At 73.1% G+C, this 25733-nt stretch carries 23 protein-coding genes and 1 pseudogene; 7 read left to right on the top strand and 17 right to left on the bottom strand.

Annotated features, from left to right (window positions below; all coding sequences use genetic code 11):
- Positions 1–206, bottom strand: a pseudogene (locus AZE13_RS39275) (hypothetical protein); the annotation flags it as partial.
- Between the two features lie 139 nt (positions 207–345).
- Here AZE13_RS39275 and AZE13_RS17290 point away from each other — a divergent pair.
- The gene (locus AZE13_RS17290; protein ID WP_079124096.1) at positions 346–2322 is read left to right on the top strand and encodes an anthranilate synthase family protein; all 1977 of its coding nucleotides are present in this window, start codon (positions 346–348) and stop codon (positions 2320–2322) included.
- On the opposite strand, the gene AZE13_RS17285 is transcribed toward AZE13_RS17290, so the two are convergent.
- The 5 genes from AZE13_RS17285 to AZE13_RS17265 form a co-directional block, all read right to left on the bottom strand.
- Entirely contained in the window at positions 2288–3304 is a 1017-nt protein-coding gene (locus tag AZE13_RS17285; protein ID WP_066932077.1) for a 2-hydroxyacid dehydrogenase, read from the bottom strand. The two genes, AZE13_RS17290 and AZE13_RS17285, sit on opposite strands and share 35 nt — an antisense overlap.
- Before the next feature lie 147 nt (positions 3305–3451).
- On the bottom strand, positions 3452–4480 hold the full coding sequence (locus AZE13_RS17280) for a 6-phosphofructokinase (protein ID WP_066932075.1): 1029 nt from the start codon (positions 4478–4480) through the stop codon (positions 3452–3454).
- Between the two features lie 228 nt (positions 4481–4708).
- Positions 4709–5353, bottom strand: a complete 645-nt coding sequence (locus tag AZE13_RS17275; RefSeq protein ID WP_181690377.1) for a response regulator — start codon at positions 5351–5353, stop codon at positions 4709–4711.
- Between the two features lie 23 nt (positions 5354–5376).
- Complete coding sequence (gene macS, locus AZE13_RS17270) at positions 5377–6738, bottom strand: MacS family sensor histidine kinase (RefSeq protein WP_079124095.1); 1362 nt, start codon at positions 6736–6738, stop codon at positions 5377–5379.
- A 76-nt stretch (positions 6739–6814) separates the two neighbouring features.
- Positions 6815–7567, bottom strand: coding sequence for a lysophospholipid acyltransferase family protein (locus AZE13_RS17265; RefSeq protein WP_066932069.1), 753 nt, complete (start codon positions 7565–7567; stop codon positions 6815–6817).
- 223 nt (positions 7568–7790) lie between these two features.
- Between AZE13_RS17265 and AZE13_RS17260 the strand changes: the two genes are divergently transcribed.
- Positions 7791–8585 (top strand): alpha/beta hydrolase, encoded by a 795-nt coding sequence (locus AZE13_RS17260; protein WP_066932067.1) that lies wholly within the window; start codon positions 7791–7793, stop codon positions 8583–8585.
- Entirely contained in the window at positions 8572–9252 is a 681-nt protein-coding gene (locus tag AZE13_RS17255) for a hypothetical protein (protein ID WP_066932065.1), read from the top strand. Before AZE13_RS17260 ends, AZE13_RS17255 begins: the two co-directional genes overlap by 14 nt.
- A gap of 66 nt (positions 9253–9318) precedes the next feature.
- Here the strand turns inward: AZE13_RS17255 and AZE13_RS17250 are convergent, their stop codons facing one another.
- The 5 genes from AZE13_RS17250 to AZE13_RS17230 all read right to left on the bottom strand — a co-directional run bounded on the left by AZE13_RS17250 (position 9319) and on the right by AZE13_RS17230 (position 13648).
- The gene (locus AZE13_RS17250; RefSeq protein WP_066932063.1) at positions 9319–10068 is read right to left on the bottom strand and encodes an endonuclease/exonuclease/phosphatase family protein; all 750 of its coding nucleotides are present in this window, start codon (positions 10066–10068) and stop codon (positions 9319–9321) included.
- Positions 10069–10198: 130 nt separating this feature from the next.
- Complete coding sequence (locus AZE13_RS17245) at positions 10199–11140, bottom strand: ROK family glucokinase (protein WP_066932061.1); 942 nt, start codon at positions 11138–11140, stop codon at positions 10199–10201.
- Positions 11141–11208: 68 nt separating this feature from the next.
- Positions 11209–11685 carry a DUF5304 domain-containing protein gene (locus AZE13_RS17240; RefSeq protein ID WP_066932686.1) on the bottom strand — a complete coding sequence of 159 codons (477 nt, stop codon included), beginning with the start codon at positions 11683–11685 and terminating at the stop codon, positions 11209–11211.
- A 260-nt stretch (positions 11686–11945) separates the two neighbouring features.
- Positions 11946–13169: an ArsA family ATPase gene (locus AZE13_RS17235; protein ID WP_066932059.1), complete on the bottom strand. Its 1224-nt coding sequence runs from the start codon at positions 13167–13169 to the stop codon at positions 11946–11948.
- Between the two features lie 2 nt (positions 13170–13171).
- Positions 13172–13648 carry an SRPBCC family protein gene (locus AZE13_RS17230; protein ID WP_066932058.1) on the bottom strand — a complete coding sequence of 159 codons (477 nt, stop codon included), beginning with the start codon at positions 13646–13648 and terminating at the stop codon, positions 13172–13174.
- A 464-nt stretch (positions 13649–14112) separates the two neighbouring features.
- On the opposite strand from AZE13_RS17230, the gene AZE13_RS17225 reads away from it, so the two are divergent.
- On the top strand, positions 14113–15909 hold the full coding sequence (locus AZE13_RS17225; RefSeq protein WP_066932056.1) for an AMP-dependent synthetase/ligase: 1797 nt from the start codon (positions 14113–14115) through the stop codon (positions 15907–15909).
- 82 nt (positions 15910–15991) lie between these two features.
- Here the strand turns inward: AZE13_RS17225 and AZE13_RS17220 are convergent, their stop codons facing one another.
- The gene (locus AZE13_RS17220) at positions 15992–17134 is read right to left on the bottom strand and encodes a glycosyltransferase family 4 protein (RefSeq protein ID WP_066932053.1); all 1143 of its coding nucleotides are present in this window, start codon (positions 17132–17134) and stop codon (positions 15992–15994) included.
- Between the two features lie 84 nt (positions 17135–17218).
- Between AZE13_RS17220 and AZE13_RS17215 the strand changes: the two genes are divergently transcribed.
- On the top strand, positions 17219–18565 hold the full coding sequence (locus AZE13_RS17215; RefSeq protein ID WP_398780163.1) for a glycosyltransferase 87 family protein: 1347 nt from the start codon (positions 17219–17221) through the stop codon (positions 18563–18565).
- Here AZE13_RS17215 and AZE13_RS17210 read toward each other — a convergent pair.
- The 5 genes from AZE13_RS17210 to AZE13_RS17190 form a co-directional block, all read right to left on the bottom strand.
- Complete coding sequence (locus AZE13_RS17210; RefSeq protein WP_066932051.1) at positions 18513–19907, bottom strand: hypothetical protein; 1395 nt, start codon at positions 19905–19907, stop codon at positions 18513–18515. The two genes, AZE13_RS17215 and AZE13_RS17210, sit on opposite strands and share 53 nt — an antisense overlap.
- 101 nt (positions 19908–20008) lie before the next feature.
- Positions 20009–21052, bottom strand: coding sequence for an NlpC/P60 family protein (locus tag AZE13_RS17205; protein WP_066932049.1), 1044 nt, complete (start codon positions 21050–21052; stop codon positions 20009–20011).
- Between the two features lie 367 nt (positions 21053–21419).
- Positions 21420–22448 carry a C40 family peptidase gene (locus AZE13_RS17200; RefSeq protein WP_066932047.1) on the bottom strand — a complete coding sequence of 343 codons (1029 nt, stop codon included), beginning with the start codon at positions 22446–22448 and terminating at the stop codon, positions 21420–21422.
- A gap of 309 nt (positions 22449–22757) precedes the next feature.
- Complete coding sequence (locus AZE13_RS17195) at positions 22758–24131, bottom strand: NYN domain-containing protein (RefSeq protein ID WP_066932045.1); 1374 nt, start codon at positions 24129–24131, stop codon at positions 22758–22760.
- Between the two features lie 18 nt (positions 24132–24149).
- Complete coding sequence (locus AZE13_RS17190) at positions 24150–24389, bottom strand: hypothetical protein (protein WP_066932043.1); 240 nt, start codon at positions 24387–24389, stop codon at positions 24150–24152.
- Between the two features lie 336 nt (positions 24390–24725).
- Here AZE13_RS17190 and AZE13_RS17185 point away from each other — a divergent pair, with 336 nt between their 5' ends.
- Both AZE13_RS17185 and AZE13_RS17180 read left to right on the top strand, forming a co-directional pair.
- Positions 24726–25406 carry a rhomboid family intramembrane serine protease gene (locus tag AZE13_RS17185; RefSeq protein ID WP_066932683.1) on the top strand — a complete coding sequence of 227 codons (681 nt, stop codon included), beginning with the start codon at positions 24726–24728 and terminating at the stop codon, positions 25404–25406.
- Positions 25403–25684, top strand: a complete 282-nt coding sequence (locus tag AZE13_RS17180) for an Lrp/AsnC family transcriptional regulator (protein ID WP_066932041.1) — start codon at positions 25403–25405, stop codon at positions 25682–25684. The genes AZE13_RS17185 and AZE13_RS17180 overlap by 4 nt, the downstream gene beginning before the upstream one ends.
- Positions 25685–25733 lie beyond the last annotated feature (49 nt).

Here is a 25733-nt window from a genome sequence, read left to right as displayed (position 1 = left end):
GCGATCACATCGCGCAGAGCCTCTTGGTCCGGCCAGTCAGGCTGCTGCGCCGCGGGCAGGTCTCGCCAGGTGTTGCCACCGGCGTGGGTTTCAGCGTTCACGGTCACACAGCCAACATTACGGGGTCTTGACAGGGGTCCAGTACCGCGACCGCAGGATGAGACGAGGCCCACGCGGGCCGCCCCGTCGGGTAGGGTGCGCGGCATGTGCACGCGACCGGCGAACAGCATGACCTGGTGGTGGACCGCTCATCCGGCGGCCCACTGATTCGCGCGCACACCGACAGACTTCGCGAAGGCCGCCCGAGGGGCGGCCTTCGGTGTTTCCCGGGCCGTTCCCTCCCCTATGGAAGGAACCCCCGTGCACCACGACACCGCCGCGCTCCTGACGCGGCTCACCCGCGACGCCACCCCCTTCGCCCTGCTGCGCCGCCGCACCCCCGGCGCCGACCACGACACCGTGGAGCTGCTCCTCGGCCCGGTCCACGAGGTGGAGCGGCTCGCCGACATCCCCGAGGGCGAGCGCGGGGCGCTGGCCATGATCCCGTTCCGGCAGATCCGCGAGCGCGGTTTCGACGTCCGCGACGACGGCACCCCGCTCGCCGTCCTGCTGCCCCAGGAGGCCTACGCGCTGCCGTCGGCCGAGGTGCTGGACGCCCTCCCGGCCCATGATGTGACCGTCCGCGACGGCGCGTTCGACGTGGACGACGACGCGTACGCGGAGATCGTCGGGCGGGTGGTGCGCGAGGAGATCGGCACCGGCGAGGGCGCCAACTTCGTGATCCGCCGCACGTACCAGGGCGAGATCCCCGGTTTCGGCGCGGCCGACGCGCTGGCCCTGTTCCGGCGGCTGCTGACCGGTGAGCGCGGCGCGTACTGGACCTTCGTCGTCCACCGGCCCGGCGTGCGCACCCTGGTCGGGGCGAGCCCCGAGGTCCATGTGCGGATGACCGGCGGCACGGTGGTGATGAATCCGATCAGCGGAACGTACCGCTACCCCGCCGAAGGCCCCGGCGTGGCGGGCCTGCTGGAGTTCCTGGCCGACCGCAAGGAGACCGAGGAGCTGTCCATGGTCGTCGACGAGGAGCTGAAGATGATGTGCACCGTCGGCGACCGGGGCGGGGTGGTGATCGGGCCGCGCCTGAAGGAGATGGCCCATCTCGCGCACACCGAGTACGAGCTGCGCGGGCGCTCCACCCTGGACGTCCGCGAGGTGCTCAGGGAGACGATGTTCGCGGCGACGGTCACCGGCTCGCCGGTCCAGAACGCCTGCCGGGTGATCGAACGCCATGAGTCCGCCGGGCCGGACGGTGCCGGACGCGGCTACTACGCGGGGGCGCTGGCGCTGATCGGCAGGGACGCCCATGGTGCGCAGACGCTGGACTCGCCGATCCTGATCCGTACCGCCGACATCGACGCCCGCGGGGCGCTGCGGCTGCCGGTCGGCGCGACCCTGGTACGCGCCTCCGACCCGTACGGCGAGGTCGCCGAGACCCACGCCAAGGCCGCCGGGGTGCTCACCGCCCTCGGCGTGCGCCCCGCCCCGGTACGGCGGGCCGGGGAGCCCGCCCGGCCCCGCCTCGCCGACGACCCGCGGGTACGGGCCGCGCTCGACGCCCGCCGGGCCGGCCTGGCGCCCTTCTGGCTGCGGATGCGGTCCGCCGCGCCGGCCGCCGGGCTGACCGGGCACGCCCTGGTCGTCGACGCGGAGGACACCTTCACCGCCATGCTGGCGCATCTGCTGCGCACGTCGGGTCTGGAGGTCACGGTGCGCCGCTTCGACGAGCCGGGGCTGCGGGAGGCCGCCCTGACGCACCCGGGGCCGGTCGTGCTGGGGCCGGGGCCGGGCGATCCGTCCGATGCCGGCGACCCGAAGATGCGCTTCCTGCGGGCGCTGACGGCCGAGCTGATCGCCGCCCACCACAACGGGCCTGCCCCTCGCCCGGCCACCACCCCTCATCGAGGCCCTTCGGGCCACCCCCCCTTGTTGGGCGTCTGCCTGGGCCATGAACTGCTCGCCGCGGAGCTGGGGTTGGAGATCGTCCGGAAGGAGGTGCCCTTCCAGGGCGCACAGGAACGGATCGATTTCTTCGGCCGCCCGGAGACGGTCGGGTTCTACAACACCTTCACGGCCCGCTGCGACGACCGGACGGAGCAGGAACTGGCCATGCACCGGGTGGAGTTGAGCCGGGACGCGGCGACCGGTGAGGTGCACGCGCTGCGCGGCCCGGGCTTCGCGGGGGTGCAGTTCCACCCCGAGTCGGTGCTGACGCTGGACGGCGTCTCGGTCACCGCGCGGCTGCTGGCAGCTGTCCTCGTATGACCAGGGTGTTGTCGTTGGTGCGGCCGGTCAGGTAGTCCTCGACGTTGGTGACGGTGGCGTCGATGATCTGGCCGACCGCCTCCTTGGTGAAGTACGCCTGGTGGGAGGTGACGAGGACGTTCCCGAAGGTCATCAGGCGGGCCAGGGTGTCATCGTCGATGACGCCGAGGGACTTGTCGTAGTAGAACAGCCCGGCCTCCTCCTCGTAGACGTCCAGGCCGACGCCGGTCAGCCGGCCGGCCTTGAGGGTGCCGACGAGCGCCGCGGTGTCGACGAGGCCGCCGCGGCTGGAGTTGATCAGGATGGCGTCGTCCTTCATCGCGGCCAGCGCGGCGGCGTCGACGAGGTGGCGGGTGGCCGCCACCAGCGGGAGGTGCAGGGAGACCAGGTCGGCCTCGGCGAACAGCCGCTCCTTGGTGACGTACGCCATGCCCAGCTCGACGCAGCGCGGGTTCGCGGCGAGGTCCCAGCCGAGCAGGTTCATGCCGAAGCCATGGGCGATCCGGGTGAACGCCTCGCCGATCTTGCCGGTGCCGAGCACCCCCGCGGTACGGCCGCGCAGGTCGCGGCCCATCAGGCCGTCCAGCCGGAAGTCGAAGTTGCGGGTGCGGTTGGTGGCCCGGACGAGGTGCCGGTTGACGGCCAGGGCGAGGGCCCAGGCGAATTCGGCGACCGCGTACGGGGAGTAGCGGGAGACCCGGCCGATGCTCATGCCGAGGTCGGCCGCGGCCTCCAGGTCGATGTTGTTGAAGCCCGTGGAACGCTGGGCGATCATCTTCGTCCCGCCGGCCGCGAGGGTCTGCAGCACGTCGGCGCTCAGATCGGCGTTGACGCTGCTGCTGACGATCTCGTAGCCGTGCGCGATGGGGGCGGTGTCGCGGTTGAGGAAGACGTCCAGCGCACGGACCTGATGGCGGCCGGCGAAGGCCTGCTCCAGGAGCGGCCGCTCGTCCGCCTGTACGCCGAAGGCGACGATCTCCACGTTCCCTCCCGCCGGTACGCCCGCAGGGGCAATGGGCCGGATATGTCGCGTATGGCGAATATACGGCCCCTCGCCCGGCGGCGCCGCCCGGAGGGAGGGCCCCGGAGATCCGTCGGAAGCGCCCTCCGGACCGGGGCACCCGGGTCACTAGCCGAAGAACACCCCGACCTCGGTGTAGAGCGACGGGTCGACGGTCTTCAGCTTCGCGGTGGCCTCGGCGATCGGCACCCGCACGATGTCCGTGCCGCGCAGCGCGACCATCTTCCCGAAGTCGCCGTCGTGCACCGCGTCGATCGCGTGCAGGCCGAAGCGGGTGGCCAGCCAGCGGTCGAAGGCGCTGGGCGTACCGCCGCGCTGGGTGTGCCCGAGCACCGTGGTCCGCGCCTCCTTGCCGGTGCGCGCCTCGATCTCCTTGGCGAGCCACTCCCCCACACCGGACAGCCGGACGTGCCCGAAGGAGTCCTTGGAGTCGTCCTTGAGGACCATCTGGCCGTCCTTGGGCATGGCGCCCTCGGCGACCACCACGATCGGGGCGTAGCGCACCTTGAACCGGGAGTCGATCCACCGGCAGACCTGGTCGATGTCGAAGCGCTGCTCGGGGATGAGGATGACGTTCGCGCCGCCGGCGAGACCGGAGTGCAGCGCGATCCAGCCGGCGTGCCGGCCCATCACCTCGACGACCAGGACCCGCATATGGGATTCGGCGGTGGTGTGCAGCCGGTCGATGGCCTCGGTGGCGACGCCGACGGCGGTGTCGAAGCCGAAGGTGTAGTCCGTCGCGGACAGGTCGTTGTCGATGGTCTTGGGGACGCCGACGCAGGGGATCGCGTACTCGCCGGAGAGCCGCGCCGCGACGCCGAGGGTGTCCTCGCCGCCGATCGCGATCAGCGCCTCGACCTCCTGCTTGGCGAGCGTCTCCTTGATCCGGCGGACGCCGTCGGGCTGCTGGAAGGGGTTGGTCCGCGAGGAGCCCAGGATCGTCCCGCCCCGGGGAAGGATGCCGCGCACCGCCGGGATGTCCAGCGGCACCGTGTCGCCCTCCAGCGGGCCGCGCCAGCCGTCCCGGAAACCGACGAAGTCGTAGCCGTACTCCTGGGTGCCCTTGCGGACGACACCCCTGATCACCGCGTTCAGACCCGGGCAGTCGCCGCCGCCGGTCAGTACTCCGACCCGCATCGCTGCAATCACCTACATCCCGTCAGTGGCCGCGCTCGGCCGTGGTCGATCGGACGCCGGCCACGCTAATGGTGACCTGGGTCACTCCGGGATGGGGTAAACGGCGATTCCGGTGATTCAGCGGGGAGTTGGCGCGGGGCGTTCACCCGTACGAGCGGACCAGGCCGACCGCCTCCGCCGGCTCATGCCCACAGCCTGTGCCTGCTCGGGCCCACGGCCTCCGCCGGCTCACGCCTCGTCGAGGCCGCGCTCTATCGCATAGCGCACCAGCTCCACGCGGTTGTGCAACTGGAGCTTGCCGAGGGTGTTCTGGACGTGGTTCTGCACCGTGCGGTGCGAGATGACCAGGCGCTCGGCGATCTGCTTGTACGAGAGGCCCTTGGCCACCAGGCGCAGCACCTCGGTCTCCCGCTCCGTCAGCCGCGGGGCGCCCGGCTCGTCCGGCGTCGCCGGGGCGGGCTCGGTCGCCAGCCGGCGGTACTCGCCGAGCACCAGACCCGCCAGGCCCGGGGTGAACACCGCGTCCCCGGCGGCCGTCCGGCGCACCGCGTCCAGCAGCTCCTCCGTGCTCGCCGACTTCAGCAGATAGCCGGTCGCACCGGACTTGACCGCCTCCAGCACATCGGCGTGCTCGCCGCTCGCGGACAGCACCAGCACCCGCAGCGCGGGCCGGGCGCCGACCAGCTCCTGGCACACCCGTACCCCGGGCAGCCCCGGCAGATTGAGGTCCAGGACCAGCACATCGGGCGACGCGGCCTGCGCCCTGCGCACCGCCTGGAGACCGTCGCCGGCCGTCGCCACCACCTCGAACCCGGCCTCCGCCAGATCCCGCGCGACCGCGTCACGCCACATCGGGTGGTCGTCGACCACCATGACCTTCAGCCTCGTCCGCTCCGTCACGTCCCAGCCCTCCCCCGCCTTCCGCCCTCGGGCCGTACGCCCTTGGGGACCGTCAACTCCACTTCCGTGCCCTGGCCGGGGACCGAGATCCACGCCGCGCTGCCGCCCAGATCCCGCAGCCGCCCGCGGATCGACAGGGCCACCCCCAGCCGGCCCTCCCGCTCGGCGTCCGCGAGGCGGCCCTCGGGGATGCCGGGGCCGTCGTCGCGGACCGTCACGATCACCGCGTGCGGTTCGTCCTCCACCAGGATCCATGCGCGGGCACCGGCCCCCGCATGCACCCGGACATTGTCCAACGCGGCACTGACAGCGGCCGCCAGCTCCGCCGCGGCGGCGGCCGGCAACTCGACCGGGGCGCCCGGCTCGGAGTAGGTGACACCGGCGCTCGCGTACGGGGCGAGCAGCGCCCGGACGTCGCACGGCTCCCGGCGCTCCGCGTCGGCGTACGGCGCCGGGGGCGACGTGGGCGCCGGGCGCTCGGCGTGCGGCGCCGGGAACGCCGCGCCCTCTGTTCCGTACGACGCCTCCTCTGTTCCGTACGACGCCTCCTCGGTGGGCGGTGTCCGCCGCGGCGTCGGCCCGCCCGAGACCAGCGTCCGCAGCGCGACCTCCTGTTCGCCCGCCATCCGCCCCAGCTCGGCCGCCTCGCCGCCGATCGTGGCGCCCCGCCGCTGCACCATGGCCAGCACCTGGAGCACGCTGTCGTGGATGTCGCGGGCCAGCCGCTCCCGTTCGCGGGTCGCGGCCTCGATCTGCAGCGCGCGGGCGAGGGTGCGCTCACTGGCGCGCGCCACCTCGACCACATAGCCGATCGCGACGCTGGCCACCCACAGCAGCACCACGTTGTGGATGGTGTCGCGGGCGAGCGCCTGGCGTTCGACGAGATTGGCGGTGGCCACCAGGGCGGAGGCCACCGCGGCCCAGCGCCAGCCGCGTTTGATCGCAAAGCCCAGCACCGCACCCGCCGTCCACATGGAGGGCAGGGTGGGCCCGCCCTCCATGATCCGGGCGTGGGTGTCCACCAGGGGCGTCAGCGCTATGCCGCCGACGGCGAAGGTGAGGTCGCCGATCAGGAAGTGCCGGGTGCAGCGCTCCGGGGAGGTCGTACAACGCCAGGTGAAGCCCATCCAGACGGTGAGCGCGGCCATATAGGCGCCCGCGCCCCACGGGTGCGCGTACTGCCGGTACGTGAGCGCGAACAGGCAGAGTGTGTAGACGAGGGTGAGGATCCGGTACCCGGTGAGCGCCTTCCACAGCGGGAGCTCGACGGACATCCGTACCGCCCTCGGGGGCCGCTTGCCGGGGCGTCCGGCAGCCGTGGTGGCGCCGCTCACCGTCCGTATGTCCGCGTCCGTCATCCCGCCGGCCCCCACTCCTCGCCGGGCGCGTCCACGCCCGGTCTCGGCACTGCCCGTGTCCCTCGACCCGCCCGGCCTATCCGGCGGCCTTCTTGGCCTGCTCGGCGGCCTTCTTCGCCTGCTCCGCCTCGGCCTTCTTCTTCGCCTCCGCGGCCTTCGCCGCCTCCGCGATCTGCCGCTTGGCGGCGGTCGCGTAGATGTCGACGTACTCCTGGCCGGACAGCTTCATGATCTCGTACATGACCTCGTCGGTCACCGACCGCAGGATGAAGCGGTCGCCCTCCATGCCCTGGTAGCGGGAGAAGTCCAGCGGTTTGCCGATCCGGATGCCCGGCCGGATCATCTTCGGCAGGACCTTGCCGGGCGGCTGCACCTTCTCGGTGTCGATCATCGCCACGGGGATGACCGGGGCGCCGGTGGCCAGCGCCACCCGGGCCAGGCCGCCGGGCTTGCCGCGGTAGAGCCGGCCGTCGGGAGAGCGGGTGCCCTCCGGGTAGATGCCGAACAGCTCACCGCGCTCCAGCACCTCGATGCCGCTCTTGATCGCCGCCTCGCCCGCGCCCCGCGCGCCCGACCGGTCGACCGGGAGCTGGCCCACGCCCTTGAAGAACGCGGCGGTCAGCTTGCCCTTCACGCCCGGGGACGTGAAGTACTCGGCCTTCGCGATGAAGGTGACCTTGCGGTCCAGCACCGCGGGCAGGAAGAAGGAGTCCGAGAAGGACAGGTGGTTGCTCGCGAGGATCGCCGCGCCCTCGGCGGGAATGTTCTCGAGGCCTTCCACCCAGGGCCGGAAGGCAAGCTTCAGCGGTCCGCCGATGGAAAACTTCATTGCGCCGTAGATCAACCGACTGCCTCCTGTGTCTGACGCAAAGACCTTAACCTGCCCCGACGGCACACTCGCCCCCACCGGCCCCCGGCAGGACCCCGGCGGCGGTGCACGCCCGCGCGGACGACCCGGAAGCGGCCCGCGGGCGCCGGATCTACCCGCTCGCCATCACTTTGCGTACCCTGAGGTAACTCGCCAGGTCCCCTCATCGAACGGAGTCCCCCCGGTGCCGCTCCTTCCCGGAGCCGAGCCGTTCCGCCGCGACGGCGGAGAGGTCGGCGTCCTCGTCTGCCACGGCTTCACCGGCTCCCCCCAGTCCGTACGGCCATGGGCCGAACACCTGGCCGACCGGGGGCTCACTGTCACCCTCCCACTGCTGCCCGGTCATGGCACCCGCTGGCAGGACATGCAGGTCACGACCTGGCAGGACTGGTACGCCGAGGTCGACCGCGAACTGCGCGCCCTGACCGAGCGGTGCAGCCGGGTCTTCGTCTGCGGCCTGTCGATGGGCGGCGCGCTGGCGCTGCGGCTGGCCGCCAAGCACGGCGACGCGATCAGCGGGGTGGTCGTCGTCAACCCCGGCAACAAGATGCACGAGGCGGCCGCACCCCTGCTGCCGGTGCTGCGCCACGTCGTACGGACGACCAAGGGCATCGCGAGCGACATCGCCAAGCCCGGCGGCGAGGAGGTCGGCTACGACCGGGTGCCGCTGCACGCGGCCCATTCGCTGCGCCGGTTCTTCCGGCAGGTCGACTCCGAACTCCCCCGGGTCACCCAGCCGTTGCTGGTGATGACCAGCCCGCAGGACCACGTCGTACCGCCGGTGGACTCCGAGCGGATCCTGAGCCGGGTCTCGTCGACGGACGTCCGGCAGACCCTGCTGGAGCGCAGCTACCACGTCGCCACGCTGGACCACGACGCGGAGCGGATCTTCGAGGACACCTTCGCCTTCATCTCCCGGCTCGCCCCGGAGGCCCGGGCCGGCGCCCAGGAGGGGGCGACGGCCAGTGGCGGAGCGTAGCCCCCGCGACCCCCGCGACCCGCTGGACGAAGAGGCCGCCTGGGCCGAGATCGTCGCGGGCTACGGCGAGCAGCCGTCGTTCCCGGACGAGGACGGCGCCCCGGATGGTCCGGGAGCGGCGTCCGCGAGGACCGGCGCACCGCCGGGACAGGGTGCACCGTCCGGGAAGGGCACACCGCCGGAGAAGGGCGCACCGTCCGGGAAGAACGACACTGCGGACGAAGGAGACCGGGAAGGCACGGGCAACGGCACGGACGCGGGCGCGGGAACCGGCACGGGAGCGGTCACGGGCAGTGGCGGCGCCCCGGGTCCCGGCAGCTTCATCGTCTTCGCCCCGGGTGTCGGTGTCGGGCCGCGCGACTGGTCGCCCTCCGGGCCGTCCGGCGACGGCTCCGGCGCGGGCGGCGAGACCGACGACGATCACTTCACACCACCCGAGCCGCCCCCGTTGCCCAAGGCCGATGTCACCGCCAAGTTCGCCTGGATCGCGGTCCTGGGCGGCCCGCTGCTGCTGGTGGCCATGGTGCTCTTCCAGCAGCCCGTGACGTGGTGGATCACGGTCCTGGGCATCGGCGGCTTCCTGGGCGGCTTCGCCACCCTGGTGGCCCGTATGAAGGGCGACGACGAGGACGACGACCACCTGCCGGGCGGCGGAGCGGTGGTCTGAACGACGGCGCCTCCGGCCGGGCCGGGCGGGACGTCCCCGGCCCGGCGGGGAAGGCGGGCAAGAGGATCAGGCGTCGGCCGGGACCCGTAGAGCCGCCAGTACCGGGAGGTGGTCGGAGGCCGCGCGCAGGTCGGCCTCGTGCACGCCGGGCAGCGGGAGAGGTACGCCGCAGCCCAGGACGTCGATGCCGGCGGTGGTGAAGACGGCGTCGATGCGCTGGTGTGGGTCCACGGGCGTGGAGGTGAACTCGCCGCCCCACGGCTGCGCGGCCCGGGCATCGGTCAGCGCCCCCGCCAGCCGGCGGAAGCTCCGTCCGTCCGGCCGGTCGTTGAGATCGCCCCCGGCGACCGCGTACGGCACTCCCAGCGCGGCCACCCGCTCCAGCAGCAGCCCGGCCTGTACGTAGCGCTCCCGGCCGGCGAGGCTGAGATGGCAGCTGAGGACGCCGAGCCGGGCACGGCCGATGCGGACCACGGCGGTGGCGAAGCCGCGCCGGTGCAGTCCGGGGGTGCGGGGCAGCAGGATGTCCTCCGTACGCTCCACATGGGCGCGGAGGGTGGAGAGGATCATCGGGCCCGCGGCCGTCGCGCCGCCGGTGACGTAGACCAGGCCCGTGGCCCGGGCCAGCCGCTCGGCGGCCTTGCGCCAGCGGAAGAACCGCGGCGCCTCCTGGACGAGGACGAGATCGGGGGCGCAGGCGCGGATGACCCGCGCCAGCGCCGCCCGGTCGTCGCGCAGGGAGCGGACGTTGTAGCTGAGCACCCGGACGACCGCGGAACCGTCCTCTTCGGTGCGGGAGTCGGGGAGCGTACTCAAGGGCAGGTCCTCTCGCCGGGGGCCGAGCTCGCCACGCAGGCCCGGACGCAGGCCCACACTAGGGCAATGCCCGCCGCATCCGATGGGACGCGACGGGCATTGCCCACCAGCCAGTCAGCCGCCGCGGCGCTCAGCCCTGGCGGGCCAGGTCGGCGGCGCCGACCAGGCCGGCCTTGCCGCCGAGCTGGGCGGCGAGCACCTGGGCGTGCGGCCGCCACTGGTTGCCGACCAGCCAGCGGCGGAAGGACTTGCGGATCGGTTCGAGTACCAGCTCGCCCTCGTCCGAGACCCCGCCGCCGATGATGAAGGCCGACGGGTCGAAGAGCGAGGCGAGGTCGGCCAGTCCGGCGCCGGCCCAGCGGGCCAGCTCGCGGAAGGAGTCGATGGCGACCGGGTCGCCCTGGCGGGCGGCCTGGCTGATGTGCGTGCCCTGGATGCCTTCCGAGGTGCCGTCGCCGAGCGACAGCAGGATCCGGGCGTTCTCGGGGGTCGCGAAGGCGCGCTGCCGGGCGTACCGGAGCAGGGCCCGGCCGGAGGCGTACTGCTCCCAGCAGCCCTGGCTGCCGCAGCCGCACAGCAGGCCGTCGGGCACCACCCGGATGTGGCCGAACTCGGCGGCGACACCGAAGCGGCCGCGGCGCAGCTTGTTGCCGATGATGATGCCGCCGCCCAGGCCGGTGCCGAGGGTGATGCAGATGACGTCGCTGTGGCCCTGGCCGGCGCCGAACCGGTACTCGCCCCAGGCCGCGGCGTTGGCGTCGTTCTCGACGACGACAGGGAGGCCGACGCGCTGCTCGACCTTGTCCTTGAGCGGTTCGTGGCGCCAGTCGATGTTCGGTGCGAACAGGACCGTGGCCCGCTTCTCGTCGACGTATCCGGCGGCGCCGATGCCGACGGCCTCGATGCGGTGGCCGGCGCCGACGGTACGGATCGCTTCCGCGATCGCCTCCGTCAGCGCATCGGTGGCCTGCGGGGTCGGTACCTTGCACGTCTCAAGAATCGAACCCTCTTCGTCGACCACACCGGCCGCGATCTTCGTGCCGCCGATGTCGACGCCGATGGTGAGTCCCATGTGTCCCTCAGTTTTTCGCTCGTACCCCGCCGGGACCCACCGTACCGGAGGCCGGGCCACGGCCTGGATCAGTCGAGATCGATTCGCTCGGTGCCGGTGGGTCCGTCGTCGTCACCCGGACCGTCGCCGCGGCGGCCGGCGGGCCGGTCGTCGAAGTCGTCGCGGGTCCAGCGGCGCTCGCTGCCCTCGACCGCGGAGCGGTAGGCGGCGAGCAGCTCGGAGCCGGCCGTGGCGAGGTGGTCGAAGACGTCGGGGTTGCGCTCGATGACCGGCTCGACGACGGCCTTGGCCTGCTTGAACAGCTGGCTGACGGCGCTCTGCGCGGCCATGCCGCCGAGCGCGCCGGGCAGCTGGATGCCGGCGAGCTTGTCGGTCACCGCGTCGGCGAGCCTGCGGAGTTCCTCGGCGGCGCTGCCCGGCGGCGGGCCGTACGTGGCACGGCGGCGGGCCTTCTCGGCCTCGAGGTCCTCGGCGCAGGCGGCCGCCCAGGCGTCGGCATCGGGCTGGGCCCGGCGGTCGGCGGGGCGCTCGGTGGCATCGCTCATGGTGGACTCCGTGGACTTCTGCGGCGAGGCGGTACGGCGGAGGTGCGGGACGGGCGGGCAGCCGGGCACGCGGCACCGGCCGGCCCCCTTCGACGGTACCTGAACGCCGGTATGCCGTTCGGTTCTTACGGCTGCGGTTTTACGGCCGCGGTTGTACGGCTTCGGTTTACGGCTGCGGTTTACGACTGCGGCTTTACGCCTTCAGTCGCCTGGTTCCCCGTGGGGCTCCCCGTGGGATTCCCTGTGAGTTCCCTGTGGGGTCAGTTACCTGTGGGGTTCCCCGTGGCGTTCCTGGGCCACAGGTCCGGGTCCGGGGTGAAGCGGATCTCCAGCACGCCGTCGCGCAGTCCGGCGCCGGAGACCGTGCAGCGGCGCAGTGCGGAGGGGAGCGTGCGGATGCGCCGGAAGCGGCCGACGGTCACCACGATCTCGTCGCCGCGGCGGACCAGGCCGAGACCGCGGCGCTCGGCGCCCGGCAGCGGCACCCGCCAGACCAGGATCCCGTCGGCGGCCAGCCGGTCCTCGACGGTCCACGGGTCGGGGCGGTGCGCCCGCAGGGGCCCGGCATCGCCCAGTTCGCCGGCCGGTCCGTCGAGCAACTCGTCGAGCTCCTCGACGCCCTGGGGGTCGTGGCCGAGGTGCGGCACCTCATGGACGGGGACGTCGGGGAACTCCTCGCGCAGCGCCTTGAGGGCGGTCTGCTGGCTGCCGGAGAGCGCGGCGAGGAACGGGTCGGCGGAGCCGGTGGGCAGCAGCCGGTTGACGACCACGCCGTCGGTGGGCCGGCCGTGCAGGGCGAGCCCGGCGCGGACGCCGCGCAGGGTGGCGGCGGCGACCGGTCCGGCCTCGGTGACCAGGCGCACGGTGGTGCCGGGGTCGTCGATCGCCCGCTGGACGGCGGCGAGTTCGGTCTCCCAGCGCTCGGCCGCCTCGTACAGCTTCTGGGCCGGCATGGGGACGCCGGCGAGCTGGGCGAGCACCGGACGGAGCGCGCGGGCCGCCTGGCGCTCGGGCGGCAGCAGGCGGCGCAGGTAGCGGCGGACCTGGTTCGGCAGGGCCAGCAGGCGGATCGTTTCGGCGGCCGAGGGCATGTCGACGACGACCAGGTCCCAGTCGCCCGAGGTGTGTTCGGCGCGCAGCGCCTGCAGCAGCGCGAAGTCCTCGGCCCCGGGGAGCTCGGTCAGTTCGTCCTCGTCGAGGGGGGCGGCGCCCAGCAGGTCGAGGGCAGCACCTGCGCGCTCCTGGAAAGCGAGGAACTCCTGCCGGAAGCGGTCGGCGGGGTCGATGCGCCGGGCGTGCAGCCCGGGCGCTATCGGGGTGGCCGCGCCGGATCCGAGGGGAGTGCCCAGCACCATGTCCGGTGCGCTGCTCTCGGTGGTGAGGAGCAGTGCCCGGGTGCCCCTGCGGGCAGCGGCCAGGGCGGTCGCGGCGGCGAGCGTGGTGCGGCCGGCGCCGCCGGGGCCGGTGACGAGGACGATGCGCACGCTCAGAGCTTCTCGGCCTCGTCGCCGGGTCCGGCCGCGCGGAGGCTCTCCACGCGCTCCTTCAGCCCGGCCAGCGCACGGTCGATGATGACCTTCTCGGCCTTCCGCTTGATCATGCCGAGCATCGGGATCTTGACGTCGACGGTGAGCTGGTAGGTCACTTCGGTGCGCGCACCGTTGTCCAGCGACGCGAGACGGTAGGAACCGTCGAGCGCCCGCAGCATCTGGGACTTGACCAGGGACCAGCTGACCTCGTCCGCTCCGGTCCAGGTGTAGGCGAGGGTGTGGTCGTCCTTGATCGCGCCGGCGTCCAGCAGCAGCCGCACCTGTGCCGCGCGGCCCTGGTCGTCCTTGGCGAGTACCTCTGCTTCCTTGACCTCTCCGGTCCACGCCGGGTAGCTGTCAAAGTCGGCGATCACTCTCATCACTTCGGCGGGCGCCGCCTCGATCGTGATGTTCGAGCTGGTGTGTTCGGCCATCGCCGTGACTCCTCCATAACCGATTCGTGCCGGTCCGCCGACGCTTCCCCGGGCTCTTGACTCTGTGCGAGCCAGGGAGACCCCGTTTCGCGGTGTCCGCGACGTGGTGTCTCTGCTGCTGAAGGCTACCGCGCGGGGGGCGGCCGGCGGACGCGGCCGGGCTCCCCACTCCAGGATGCGGGGCGTCCCGCCCGCAGCGGAACGGCCGACTTTGGCGCAATCCGCCCGTGCCCGGGCGACCGAAAGTTACTTTTGGGTCACCGACTGGCTGGTCTAGTCTGCGCGGAGGAGTCCCCCTGCGGCCCCTTCGGCATGTGACGCACGGAACATCTGGTCGTTTCCCCCTATCCCAAAAGCAATACCCATGGGTAACGTCCGGGCCGTCCAATCCACTGCATGATCATGGACCGCAGCCGGTGCAGCACACAGCGTCGTGGCACCGGCGCTTTTGAGGAGCAGCAGTCTTGCGCGAGTTCAGCCTTCCGGCCCTGTACGAGGTCCCCGCGGACGGCAACCTGACGGATCTCATCCGCCGAAATGCCGCGCAGCACCCGGATGTTGCCGTGATGGGCCGCAAGGTGAACGGCGTGTGGCAGGACGTCACCGCCACCACCTTCCTCGCCGAGGTCCGTGCCGCCGCCAAGGGCCTGATGGCCGCCGGGATCCGGCCCGGCGACCGGATCGGCCTGATGTCGCGCACCCGTTATGAGTGGACGCTGCTGGACTTCGCCATCTGGAGCGCCGGCGCGATCACCGTCCCCGTGTACGAGACCAGCTCCGCCGAGCAGATCCAGTGGATACTCGGCGACTCCGGCGCGGTGGCCTGCCTGGTGGAGACGCCCGCGCACGAGGCGGCCGTCGAATCGGTCCGCGACCGGCTGCCCGAACTGGCCAACATCTGGCAGATCGAGCGGGACGCGATCGCCCGGCTGCGGGCCGCGGGCGCCGGGATCAGCGACGACGACGTGGACGCGCGCAGCGCGCTGGCCGACGCGGACTCCCCCGCCACCATCGTCTACACCTCCGGCACCACCGGCCGCCCCAAGGGCTGTGTGCTCAGCCACCGCAGCTTCTTCGCCGAGTGCGGCAACGTCGTGGAACGGCTGAAGCCGCTGTTCCATACCGGCTCCTCCTCCGTGCTGCTCTTCCTGCCCATCGCCCATGTCTTCGGCCGGCTGGTGCAGGTCGCCTCCGTGATGGCCCCCATCAAGCTGGGCCACGCCCCCGACATCAAGAACCTCACCGACGACCTGGCGTCCTTCCGGCCGACGATGATCCTGGGCGTCCCGCGGGTCTTCGAGAAGGTCTACAACGGCGCGCGGGCCAAGGCGCAGGCCGACGGCAAGGGCAAGATCTTCGACAAGGCCGCGGACACGGCGATCGCGTACAGCCGGGCGCTCGACACCCCCGAAGGCCCGCGCCTGGGCCTGAAGCTGAAGCACAAGGTCTTCGACCGCCTGGTGTACGGCAAGCTGCGCGCCGTCCTCGGCGGCCGGGCCACCCACGCCATCTCCGGCGGCGCCCCGCTCGGCGCACGGCTCGGCCACTTCTACCGCGGGATCGGCTTCACCGCCCTGGAGGGCTACGGCCTGACGGAGTCCTGTGCGGCCACCGCGTTCAACCCCTGGGACCGCCAGAAGATCGGCACGGTCGGCCAGCCGCTGCCCGGCTCGGTCGTCCGGATCGCCGACGACGGCGAGGTGCTGCTGCACGGCGAACACCTCTTCACCGAGTACTGGAACAACCCCGCGGCCACCGCGGAGGCGCTCTCCGACGGCTGGTTCCACACCGGCGACCTCGGCACCCTCGACGAGGACGGCTACCTCGCCATCACCGGCCGGAAGAAGGAGATCCTGGTCACCGCGGGCGGCAAGAACGTGGCGCCGGCCGTGATCGAGGACCGTATCCGCGCGCACGCCCTGGTCGCCGAGTGCATGGTCGTCGGTGACGGCCGCCCGTTCGTCGGCGCACTGGTCACCCTCGACAAGGACTTCCTGCCCCGCTGGGCCGAGGAGCACGGCCACCCGGCCGGTGTCACACCCGCCGAGCTCGCCACGGACCCGGAGCTGCTGGCCGCCGTCCAGCGCGCCGTGGACGACGGCAACGCGGCCGTCTCGAAGGCCGAGTCGGTGCGCAAGTTCCGTATTCTGCCGACCCAGTTCACCGAGGAGTCGGGCCATGTCACGCCGTCGCTGAAGCTGAAACGGAACGTGGTGGCCAAGGACTTCGCCGAGGAGATCGAGGCGATCTACCGGGCGTAGGGCCCCGTAGGCCCTGTAAGCCACGTCGGCCCCGGCGTAAGACGCGTCGGACCCCGGCCGGAAGACCCTTCGGACCGGCGGCCTACAGCAGTTCCCTCAGCTGCTCCGCCAGCAGGTCCCAGCGCCACCGCTCCTCCACCCAGGCGCGGCCGCGTTCGCCCATGGACCGCCGCAGGGCCGGGTCCTCAAGGAGGGCGATGACGCGGTCGGCGGCAGGTGTGGGGGCTCCGCCGGGGACGACCCAGCCGGTCTCGCCGTGCAGCACGGCGTCGGGGGCGCCGCCGGAGTCACCGGCCACGACGGGAAGTCCGGTGGCCGACGCCTCCAGGTAGACGATGCCGAGGCCCTCGACATCCAGCCCGCCGCGACGGGTGCGGCAGGGCATCGCGAAGACGTCGCCGGCGCCGAAGTGGGCCGGCAGCTCCTCCCACGGCACGGCGCCGGTGAAGTGGACGGCGTCCGTGACGCCCTTCTCCGCTGCCAGCGCGCGCAGGTCCCGCTCGTACGGGCCGCCGCCGACGACGAGCAGCACCGCGTCCGGCACCGCGGCGAGGACCGCCGGCATGGCCTCGATGAGGGTGTCCTGGCCCTTGCGCGGGACGAGCCGTGAGACACACACCACGACCGGGCGATCGGCGAGGCCGAGCCGGGCCCGTACCTCGTCGCCGCCCGAGCCGGGGTGGAAGGTCTTCTCGTCGACACCGGGCGGCAGTTGGACCATCCGGGCGGCGGCGGCCGGGGTCAGCGCGGAGGCGATCCGGGAGCGGGTGTACTCGCCGAGGTAGGTGAGGGTGTCGGTGCTCTCGCCGATCCGGCGCAGCAGCCGGCGGGCGGCCGGCAGCTGCGCCCAGCCCGCCTCGTGGCCGTGGGTGGTCGCCACGATGCGGCGGGCGCCGGCCGAGCGGAGCGCGGGCGCCATCAGCCCGAGCGGCGCGGCGGCGCCGAACCACACCGACGAGCAGCCGTGTTCCCGCAGCAGCGAGACGGCGCGCCGGGTCACCCTCGGGGTGGGCAGCAGCATCGTCGAACGGTCCCTGATCACCGGGAACGGCTGGTCGGCGTCGAAGGTGGCGGTGGCCGCGAGGCCTTCCTTCGTGTGCTTCCAGGTCGACGCGTAGACGACCACCCGGGAGGGATCCAGGCGCAGCGCCATGCTGTGCAGGAAGGCCTGGATGCCGCCGGGCCGGGGCGGGAAGTCGTTCGTGACGATCAGGGTCTTGTGCACGATGGTCTCTCGACGGTCGGGCCGGGCGGTCGGTTCTCGGCGTTCGGCTCGACAGTACCCGGCGGCGAGCGGGAGGCGGACAAGGTGGCGGGGAGCGGCGGCCGCGGCGGCGGGGCGCGCGGGGGACGGTGGTGGCAAGGGTCGACACAGGCCCTGGCGGCCGGGGTGTGGGCGGTGACGCGTACCGTCGTGATGCTGTGCGTACTGCGCGTGGTGGTGCTGCCGGGGCCGGACGTGACCACCGATGTGTCGGTGATCTACCAGGGCTGGTCCGAGGTGCTCAAGGGCGGCACCTACCCGCTCGACGATGTGACCTGGCAGTATCCGCCGGCCGCCGCGCTCGCCGTCCTCTCCCCCGGCCTGCTGCCGTTCCTCGGCTACACCCCGGCGTTCTTCACCCTGGTGCTCTTCACGGACGCGGCGGTGCTGGCGCTCCTCCTGCGGGCGGGCTCAGGGCGGGCGGGCTCCGGGCGGCCGGCCGGGGCCTGGGTATGGATCGCGGGCGTCCCGCTGCTGGGCCCGACCGCGTACGCCCGCTACGACCTGATGGTGGTCGCGGTGGCCGTCGCCGCGCTCTTCGCGGCGGCCCGCCGGCCGCGGCTGGCGGGGGCGCTGGCCGGGTTCGGCGCGCTGCTGAAGGTCTGGCCGGTGCTGCTGCTGACCGGGGCGCCGCTGCGCGGCCGCCGGGCGCGCGCCCTGTGGAGCGGTGCGGGCGGCGCCGCGGCCGGACTGACCCTGGCCTGCGTGGCCGCCGCACCGGGCGCCCTGGCCTTCCTCGCCTTCCAGCGCGACCGCGGTACCGAGATCGAGTCGCTCGGCGGTCTGGTCTTCCACCTCGCCCGCCCCTTCGGGTGGGACGGGACGGTGCTGCTGCGGTACGGCTCGGTGGAGTTCCTGGGCCCGGGGGTGCCGCTGGTCAGCGCCCTGGCGCTGCTCCTGAACGGGGCCGCCCTGGGCTGGCTGGTGCTGTGGCGGGTGCGGGCGCGGGTGACCGGCGACGCGGTGCTGTGCGACGCGGCCTTCGCCGCCACCCTGCTGTGCACCACGACGAGCCGGGTGATCAGCCCGCAGTACCTGCTCTGGCTGGTGGGGCTGGCCGCGGTGTGCGTGACCGTACGCAGCAGCCGGCAGGGGCTGCCGGCGCTGCTGGTCCTGCTCGCCGCCGGACTGACCCTGCTGGAGTTCCCGGTCGGCTTCGCCCAGGTCGTGGCCGGTGACCCGCGGGGCGTCGTCCCGCTGGCGCTGCGCAACGGCCTGCTGGCCGCGGCGTCCCTGATCGCCTGCCGCCGCCTGTGGGCCTCGACCCGCGCCCGTCCGGCGGACCGCGCGGACGTGGTCCGGGCCCGCCGCACCGGGCCGGCCCGCCCCGGCCCACGCCTCACCGAGGCGACTCGAGAACTTCCCGCAGGTAGGCCAGCCAGGCGCGGGTGAACTCCGCCATTCCCACGCCCAGTTGGGCGCGCATCGCGCGGTCCGTCCGGTCGGCGCCGGCCGGCCGCAGGTACGGGAAGCGGCCGGCCGGCGGCACCCGGCCACGGCCCGGCGGCACCGCCGTGGCGGCCTCCATCGGGGCGACCGGGCCGCCCGTCGCCGACGTCCGGGACGGGCTCAGGCCCGCCGCCCGGTAGAACGCGATCAGCTTTGCCTCGCCCCACTTCTCGGCGATCAGCCGGCAGGCCAGCCAGGCTCCCTCGTACGCGGTGGCCAGCCGGTCGGCGCCGGCGCGGAAGCCGAAGTCGGCGTCCGTGGGCAGCCGGGTGGGCAGTTTGCCGGAGCGCGCCGCGCGGGTGAGCTCGGGGGCGGCGGTGGCCGGTTCGCGGCGGGTCCCGCGGTAGGCGACCCAGTCGGCGAAGCCTTCGGAGAGCCAGAGGGGGGTGGCCATGGTGGTGGCCCTGCGGGTGGCGACGTGGGCGGTCTCGTGGGTGAGGACCACCTTGCGGCCGAGGTCGTTGAGCTCCTCGTAGGCGTCCGGGTTGATGATCACGCGGTCCGCGGGCGCGGCGGTGGAGGCTCCCGCCTCCCCGGTGGTGACCGCCGCGATGCCCGTATAGCCGGAGGCGTCGTCGCTGCCCATCAGTTGCGCCATCCGCTCGACCGTGTCCGGCGCCTCCACCACGACCTTCCGCGCCCAGGTGTCCTTCCAGACCGCGGAGACCGCCGGTACCGCCTGGTCCGCCCGGCGCGCCAGGTCCTCTAGCCGCGCCGGGTTCCCGGTACCGCCGAGGACCAGGCTGTACCGGCCGCGGACCAGCCGTACCGGCCCCTGGTCCCACAGCTGGCGGTTCCCGTACCGGCCGGCCGCGGCGCCGTCGGTGTCCGAGGAGATCAGCCAGCGGCCGTCGCGCTCGGTCAGGGTGAGGTACTGGACGGCGTTGACCGGCGCGGTGTCGAAGCCCTCCAGGCGGTAGCGGAGCCGGACCTTGGCGGCCAGCCGTTCACCGGTGCCGTCGGGGAGCGGGAAGGCGCCGGTCGCGTCGAGGTCGTAGTGCCAGTCGGTGAGCGGGACGCCGGCGAGGTGGGCGAACACCGCGCGCTGCCGGGCCAGGTAGCCGTCCGCCCGGGGGTCGACGGCGGCGAGGAAGCCCGCCTCGTCCCGCTGCTGTACGGCCCGCGCCCGGGCGTCGAGCATCCGCTGGACGTCGGGGAAGCGGGCCGAGGAGGAGGTCCGGGGAGCGCAGCCGGCCAGCGCGACGAGCAGCGCCAGGGCGCTCAGGACGGCGCACCCCGCCGCCCCGGCCCGGCTCGGCCGCGGTCTCGTCCGCTGGTGTGACATGCGGCCGATCGTAAGTCCGGCCCGGCCGGGGCAAAAACGCTGGGCGGCCGTCCAGGGCCGGTCCGGTGCGCCGGACCCGGCCAGGACCCATCGGACAGGCCCTAGGGCCGGGTGACGGCCGAGATCGGCATCATGCCGACGGGGTCGTAGCGCACCTGGGCTCCGGGATGGGGCGCGTGCACGACCTGGCCGTTCCCCACGTACATCCCGACGTGGCTGGCATCGGAGCGGTAGATGACCAGGTCACCGGGTTGCACCTGGCTGAGCGGCACCTGGCGGCCGGCGCCCGCCTGGGCCTGTGACGTACGGGGCAGGGAGATCCCGGCCCAGGCGTAGGCCCATTGGGTGAGTCCGGAGCAGTCGAAGGCGGTGGGGCCGCTGCTTCCCCAGGCGTACGGGGCGCCGACGGCGGAGCGCACCGCGGAGACGGCCGTGGCGGCCCGGCCGGAGACCGGTACGGCGCCGGAGAGGTCGGGGATCACCGGGTCGCGCCCGTCGCCGCGGGAGGCCCGGCCGTACGCCTCCCTGGCGTCCCTGGGGAGCGCGTTCAGCAGCCGCCGGGCGGTGCCGAGCCTGCGCAGGACGTCCTTCTTGTGGCGGGCGGCCAGCCGACGGCTCTCGGCCAGCTCGGTGAGCGCCGCCGCGGTCTCCCGGCGCTGCTGTTCGAGGAAGCGCTGCGCGGCGCGCAGTTCGCGCAGCCCGCCGGCCTGGGCGGTGCCGATCCGGTCGAGCGCGGTGGCCTTCTCCAGGTAGCTGTCGGGGCGCTCGGAGAGCATCAGCCTGAGGAGGGGGTCGATACCGCCGGAACGGTACTGGGCGGCGGCCAGCGCGCCGAGCCGGCCGCGCATCCGGTTGAGCCGCTCCTGGGCGCGGGCGGTGCGGTCCTGGAGGACGGCCACCGTGGCGCGCAGCTCCTCGGTCCGGGCGGTGACGCCGTTGAACCTCTCGGTGGCCCGCTCCGCCTGCTCGTAGAGCGCGTCGAGCCGGGCGGCCGCCGCCTCCCGGCCGGCGGCCGGCGGGTCCGCCGGGGCGGCGGCGGCAGGCGGGGCCGTCAGTGCGGCGGCCGCGGTCGCCAGGGCCGACAGGACGGTGACCCCGGCGAGGGCGGCCTGGCCGTGCTGCGAGGTACGGCGGTGGGACGGCACGAGAGCCGCGCTCCTTCCGATGGGGGTTCCCTGCGCAGGGGGTCCCCCGCTCGAGCGCAGTCGAGAGTGGGGAAGGTCGGGAGCAGGGGCGAACCCCTGCCGCCCGGGAGGGCGCGCGGTGAACCGGATGCTGCGAGCGCCGACAGTAACGGCGACGGTCCGCACCGGCCAAAGTCCCCGTACCGCACACAAAACGCCGCCCCGACGGTGACTGTGCAGGTCACCGGCGGGGCGGCAGGTCAGCGGCGGGTGCCGCAAATCGCCCGTTCGGGCGGTGGGTCGAGCGGGTTGTGAGGCTTTTCCGACCGTGTTCCGGGCCGGTGGGGGCCGGGCCGGGGTACGCGGCGTACGCCCGGCTCCGGCCGCGTCAGACCCGTACGCCGAACATGAACGGCATGTTGTTGATGGACTCGTAGCGCACGTTGGCGCCCGGCTTCGGGGCGTGCAGCACCGTGCCGTTGCCCGCGTAGAGGCCGATATGGTGCAGGTCGCCGTAGAAGAGCACCAGGTCGCCGGGCTTGAGGCCGCTCTGCGAGGAGATCCGGGAGCCGGCGTTGGCCTGCTCCTGCGAGGTGCGCGGCAGCGACTGGCCGGCCTGCGCGTAGGCCCAGGAGGTCAGCCCCGAGCAGTCGAAGGACGACGGGCCGGTGGCGCCCCAGACGTAGGGCGAACCTATCTTGGCCTGGGCGGCGGCCAGGGCGGCCGCGCCCCGCTGCGAGGCGGGTACGTCGTTGCCGAGGTCGGTCCGCTCGTTGCCGCGGCTGGCGCGGCTGTTCTCCTCGGCCTCCATGGCCGCCCGTTCCTTGGCGGTCAGGGTGTTGAGCAGCTCCTGCGCCTTGGCGAGCTTGCCCTTGATCTCGTCCTTCTTCTCGCCGAGCGCCTTGCGGGTGTCGGCGAGGTCCTGGATCTTGCCCGCGGCTTCGGCGCGCTGCTGGGCGAGCCGGCGCTGCTTGTCCGCGATGGTCCTGAGCTGCTCGGCCTGCTTGCCGCTCAACTGGTCGAGGGTGGCGGCCCTTTCGAGGAAGGTGTCCGGGTCGCCGGAGAGGAACAGCTGGACCGAGGGGTCGAGGGAGCCGCTGCGGTACTGGCCGGAGGCGACCGCGCCGATGCCCTTGCGGAGCTCGTTCAGCTCGCCCTGGCCGCGGGCGACCTGGCCCTGGAGGCCGTCGACCTCCTTCTGGAGCTTGTCCTGCTGCGCCTTGACGCCGTTGTACTTCTCGGTCGCCTGCTCCGCCTGCTCGTAGAGCTTGTCGACCTCGGACTTGACGTCCTTCTTCGACGGCTGCGGATCGGCCTGGGCGGCCTGGGACGAGAGGGCGACGGCCGCCGCCGCGGTGGCGGTGAGCACGGTCACGCGAGTACGGCTCGGCTGCTTGGGTCGACGGTGGGACGCCACGGGGGCGAGCTCCTTCTTCCTCCAGCCGCCTACCGGGAAGTGGGGGGACAAGACCCCGGCTCCGCGTCAACGCTGCGGACTCGGCGGTACCTTCACTGTCATCCCGGTTGGATGATCACCTGTATGAAGGCTCGGGCCCGACCTTAGTAACCGAGTTGTGATCGCTTCAAATCCTCATCGGAAAAAACTACGTTCCCGGCCCCATCCTTTACCAACATCACACCGGCAGTGAGCGCCCGTCGACGCTCGGATACGAACCGGGCGGCACCCCGCGGACCGGCGAATCACCCGGAACCGGCACACGGGGTATCAGGTGCGGGCAAGTCGCTTGAGCAGCAGGGCCGATGAGACCGGGCGCGCCCCGGCCTTCGCCACCCCGTCGGCCACCTCGCGGTCGGTGGAGACCACCACGACCGGACGGCCCGGCGGTTCGGCCCGTACCAGCTGGCGAATCAACTCATCGGCCGTGACACCCGGTTTGCTGAAAAGAACCCGGACTCCGCGCGGCGGCGCGAGCAGCACCGGTGCGGCCAGCTCCGCCCCGTCGAAGACACAGGTCATCTCCGCGCCGGTCTGCGCGGCCAGCACCGCCAGCCCGCCCAGCAGCCGCAGCCGCTGCTTGTCGAGCGGCATGGTCGGATAGCCGGTCTTGGTGACGTTGTAGCCGTCCACCACCAAATGCGCCCGGGGCAGGGCCAGCAGCTGGTCGAGCAGCGCCGGGTCCATCTCGGACAGCGCGCGCGTGGCGATGTCCTTGGGCGTCATCCGGCCCGGCGTGACCGCCTCGACGGTATCGGCCGGATGGACACTGGCGGGCGGCAGCGCCAGCTCGCGGCGCAGGCCCTGGGCCGCGTCCAGCACGGTGTCCAGGAGCAGCCGCAGCCGCATGTCCTCGACGCTGCGGCCCTCGCGGGCCACCCGCCGGCTGGTCTCCAGCGCCGTCTCGGCCTCGGCGATCCGGGCCTTGAGGCGGCGCGCCTCACTGTCCGCGGCGGCCTTGTCGGCGCCCGCCCGGTCCCGCACCTCCGTCAGCGCCGCCTCGGCCTTGCGCACCGCGGCCTCACCGCGCTTGACGTCGCTCAGCGCGCTGCGCAGCTTGCGCCGCAGCGTCTCGTTCTCCTTACGGGCGGCCTCCAGATCGCCGCGCACCCGCTCGGCCTCCGCACGCGCCTCGCCGCGCGCCCGCGCCAGCTCCTCCCGGAGCCGGGCCAGCTCCCGTTCGGTCTCCTCGCCGGCCCGCTCGGCACGCGCCCGCTGCGCCTCCTCACCGGCCGCCGCGACGAGCTTGACCCAGCCCTCCGGGCGCAGCACATAGGCGGCCGCGGCCACCTCGAGCGGATCGGCGGCGGCCGGCGGGGTGCCCCGCTCCAGCGCCTCGGCGAGCTCCGGCTGGGTCTCGCGCAGCCGGCCCGCGATCCGCTGCCGGAAGACCGCGTCGCTCTCCAGTGCCGCGGCCATCGCGTTGCCGGCGAACTTGGCCCGGCGGGTCGGGGTGAACCGGGCGTACTGCCGCAGCGGGGCCGGGAGTTCGGCGACCGTCAGCGCGCCGAAGGCCTCCGCGGTGAGCGCCACGACCCGGCGCCGTACGCCCTCGGGCAGCGGATGGTCGAGCACCTCGTCCGCCGCACCGACAGATGCGTCGTCACGCCCGGCCCCCGGCTCCCCTTCTGGACGGTCCACCACGGCTTTCTCGCTCCGATCTCAGGCACTCGCGCCCGGCCGGTCCACCAGTTCGATCTGGTCGACCGCGTTGCACCAGCGGCAGCGCACGGACTCGATGCGTTCGCTGAGGACCTCGCGCTCCTCCACCTTCGGCTCACCGGCCAGGTCCAGGTGGACGAACTCCACGACCTTGGCCTGGCGGGTGACGTCGAAACGGGTGAGGTTGCCGCACAGTGTGCAGCGCCACCGGGTTTCGGCCGTCGGCAGGGGAACCGGCATCGTGTCGCCCTCTCTCTCGTCGTTCTCGTACTGCTGCGCCGTTCACGCGGTGCGCCGCCGGACTGCGGAAGTATGCAAGGTACTGCCTGCAACCCTACGGCCTGACGGGGGCGGGCGCGGGCCTGCCCGGGAGCCGGGACGCGGCGAGGCGCTCTGTCCCGATTGCCCGCCTTACGCCATGATCACTTCATGACGGCGCCGGTTCCCCCCTCCCCGCGTTCCCCCCGTTCCGCCCGCACCCCCCGCCTCCGCGCCCTGCTCCCCTCCGGCCTCCTGCCCCGTCCGCTCCGGCTGCCCCGGTCCCTGGCGCCGCTGCTCTCCGTGGTGTTCGCCCGGCTGACGCATGTCCTGATCGGCCTGTGCTGTGTGATCTTCGCGCTCGGCCCCGCCTCCGGCCTGAACCGGCTGTACGGCTCCGACGAGGCCCTGCTGACGGCCCAGGCCGCCTACTTCGAGCGGTGGGGCGTGGTCCCCCTGGAGCTGTGGGACGGTTCCCCGCCGGCCCTGCTCACCCCGCTCACCGCCCTGTTCGTGCACGGCAGCTGGCTGCATCTGCTCGGCAACATGCTGTTCCTGTACGTCTTCGGCGGAATGGCCGAATCACGGATGGGCCGGCTGCCGTTCGCCGCCTTCTACCTCATCATCGGCTACCTGGCCCTGCTCGGCTACGCGGCCGCGCACGCCGCCTCGGGCCGGACGCTGGTGGGCGCCTCCGGGTCGATCGCCGGGGTCCTGGGCGCCTTCCTCTACCTCTTCCCGAAGGCCCGGGTCACCAGCGTCTTCCCCTTCCTCTTCTTCCTCCCGCTGCGCTTCCCCGCCTGGATCGTCCTGCTGTTCTGGTTCTTCCTGCAATGGCAGGCCGCCCAGGACGACCCCCACGGCCCCGGCGTCGCCTACCTCTCCCATGTCGTCGGCTTCGCCCTGGGCTTCCTCTACGCCTGGGCCCGCTACCGCCGGGATAGTGTGGTGGCCACCAGGCCGGATGACCGGGCGACCGAGGGAGAGAGCCAGCCGTGATCACGTCGATCGTGCTCATCAAGACCAGCGTGGACCAGATCCCGGAGATCGCCGAGAAGATCGCCGCGCTGGACGGCGTCAGCGAGGTCTACTCGGTCACCGGCGCGCACGACCTGATCGCGATGGTTCGCGTCGCGGCCCACGACGATCTGGCCGACGTCATTCCCGGCCGCATCAGCAAGGTCCCCGGCGTCGCGTCGACGGAGACGCACATTGCGTTCCGCACGTATTCCCAGCACGACCTTGAGGCAGCGTTTGCGATTGGCCTCGAGGCCTAGCCGCTGCGCTCGGCTTGCCTCCCACGTTTTTGGCTTTCCCGCCGTGGCG

Source organism: Streptomyces sp. NBRC 110611, assembly GCF_001590865.1.
Classification (GTDB): Bacteria; Actinomycetota; Actinomycetes; order Streptomycetales; family Streptomycetaceae; genus Streptomyces.
Note: the sequence above shows the minus strand (reverse complement) of the source record. Positions and strands in the feature narration are given on the sequence as shown.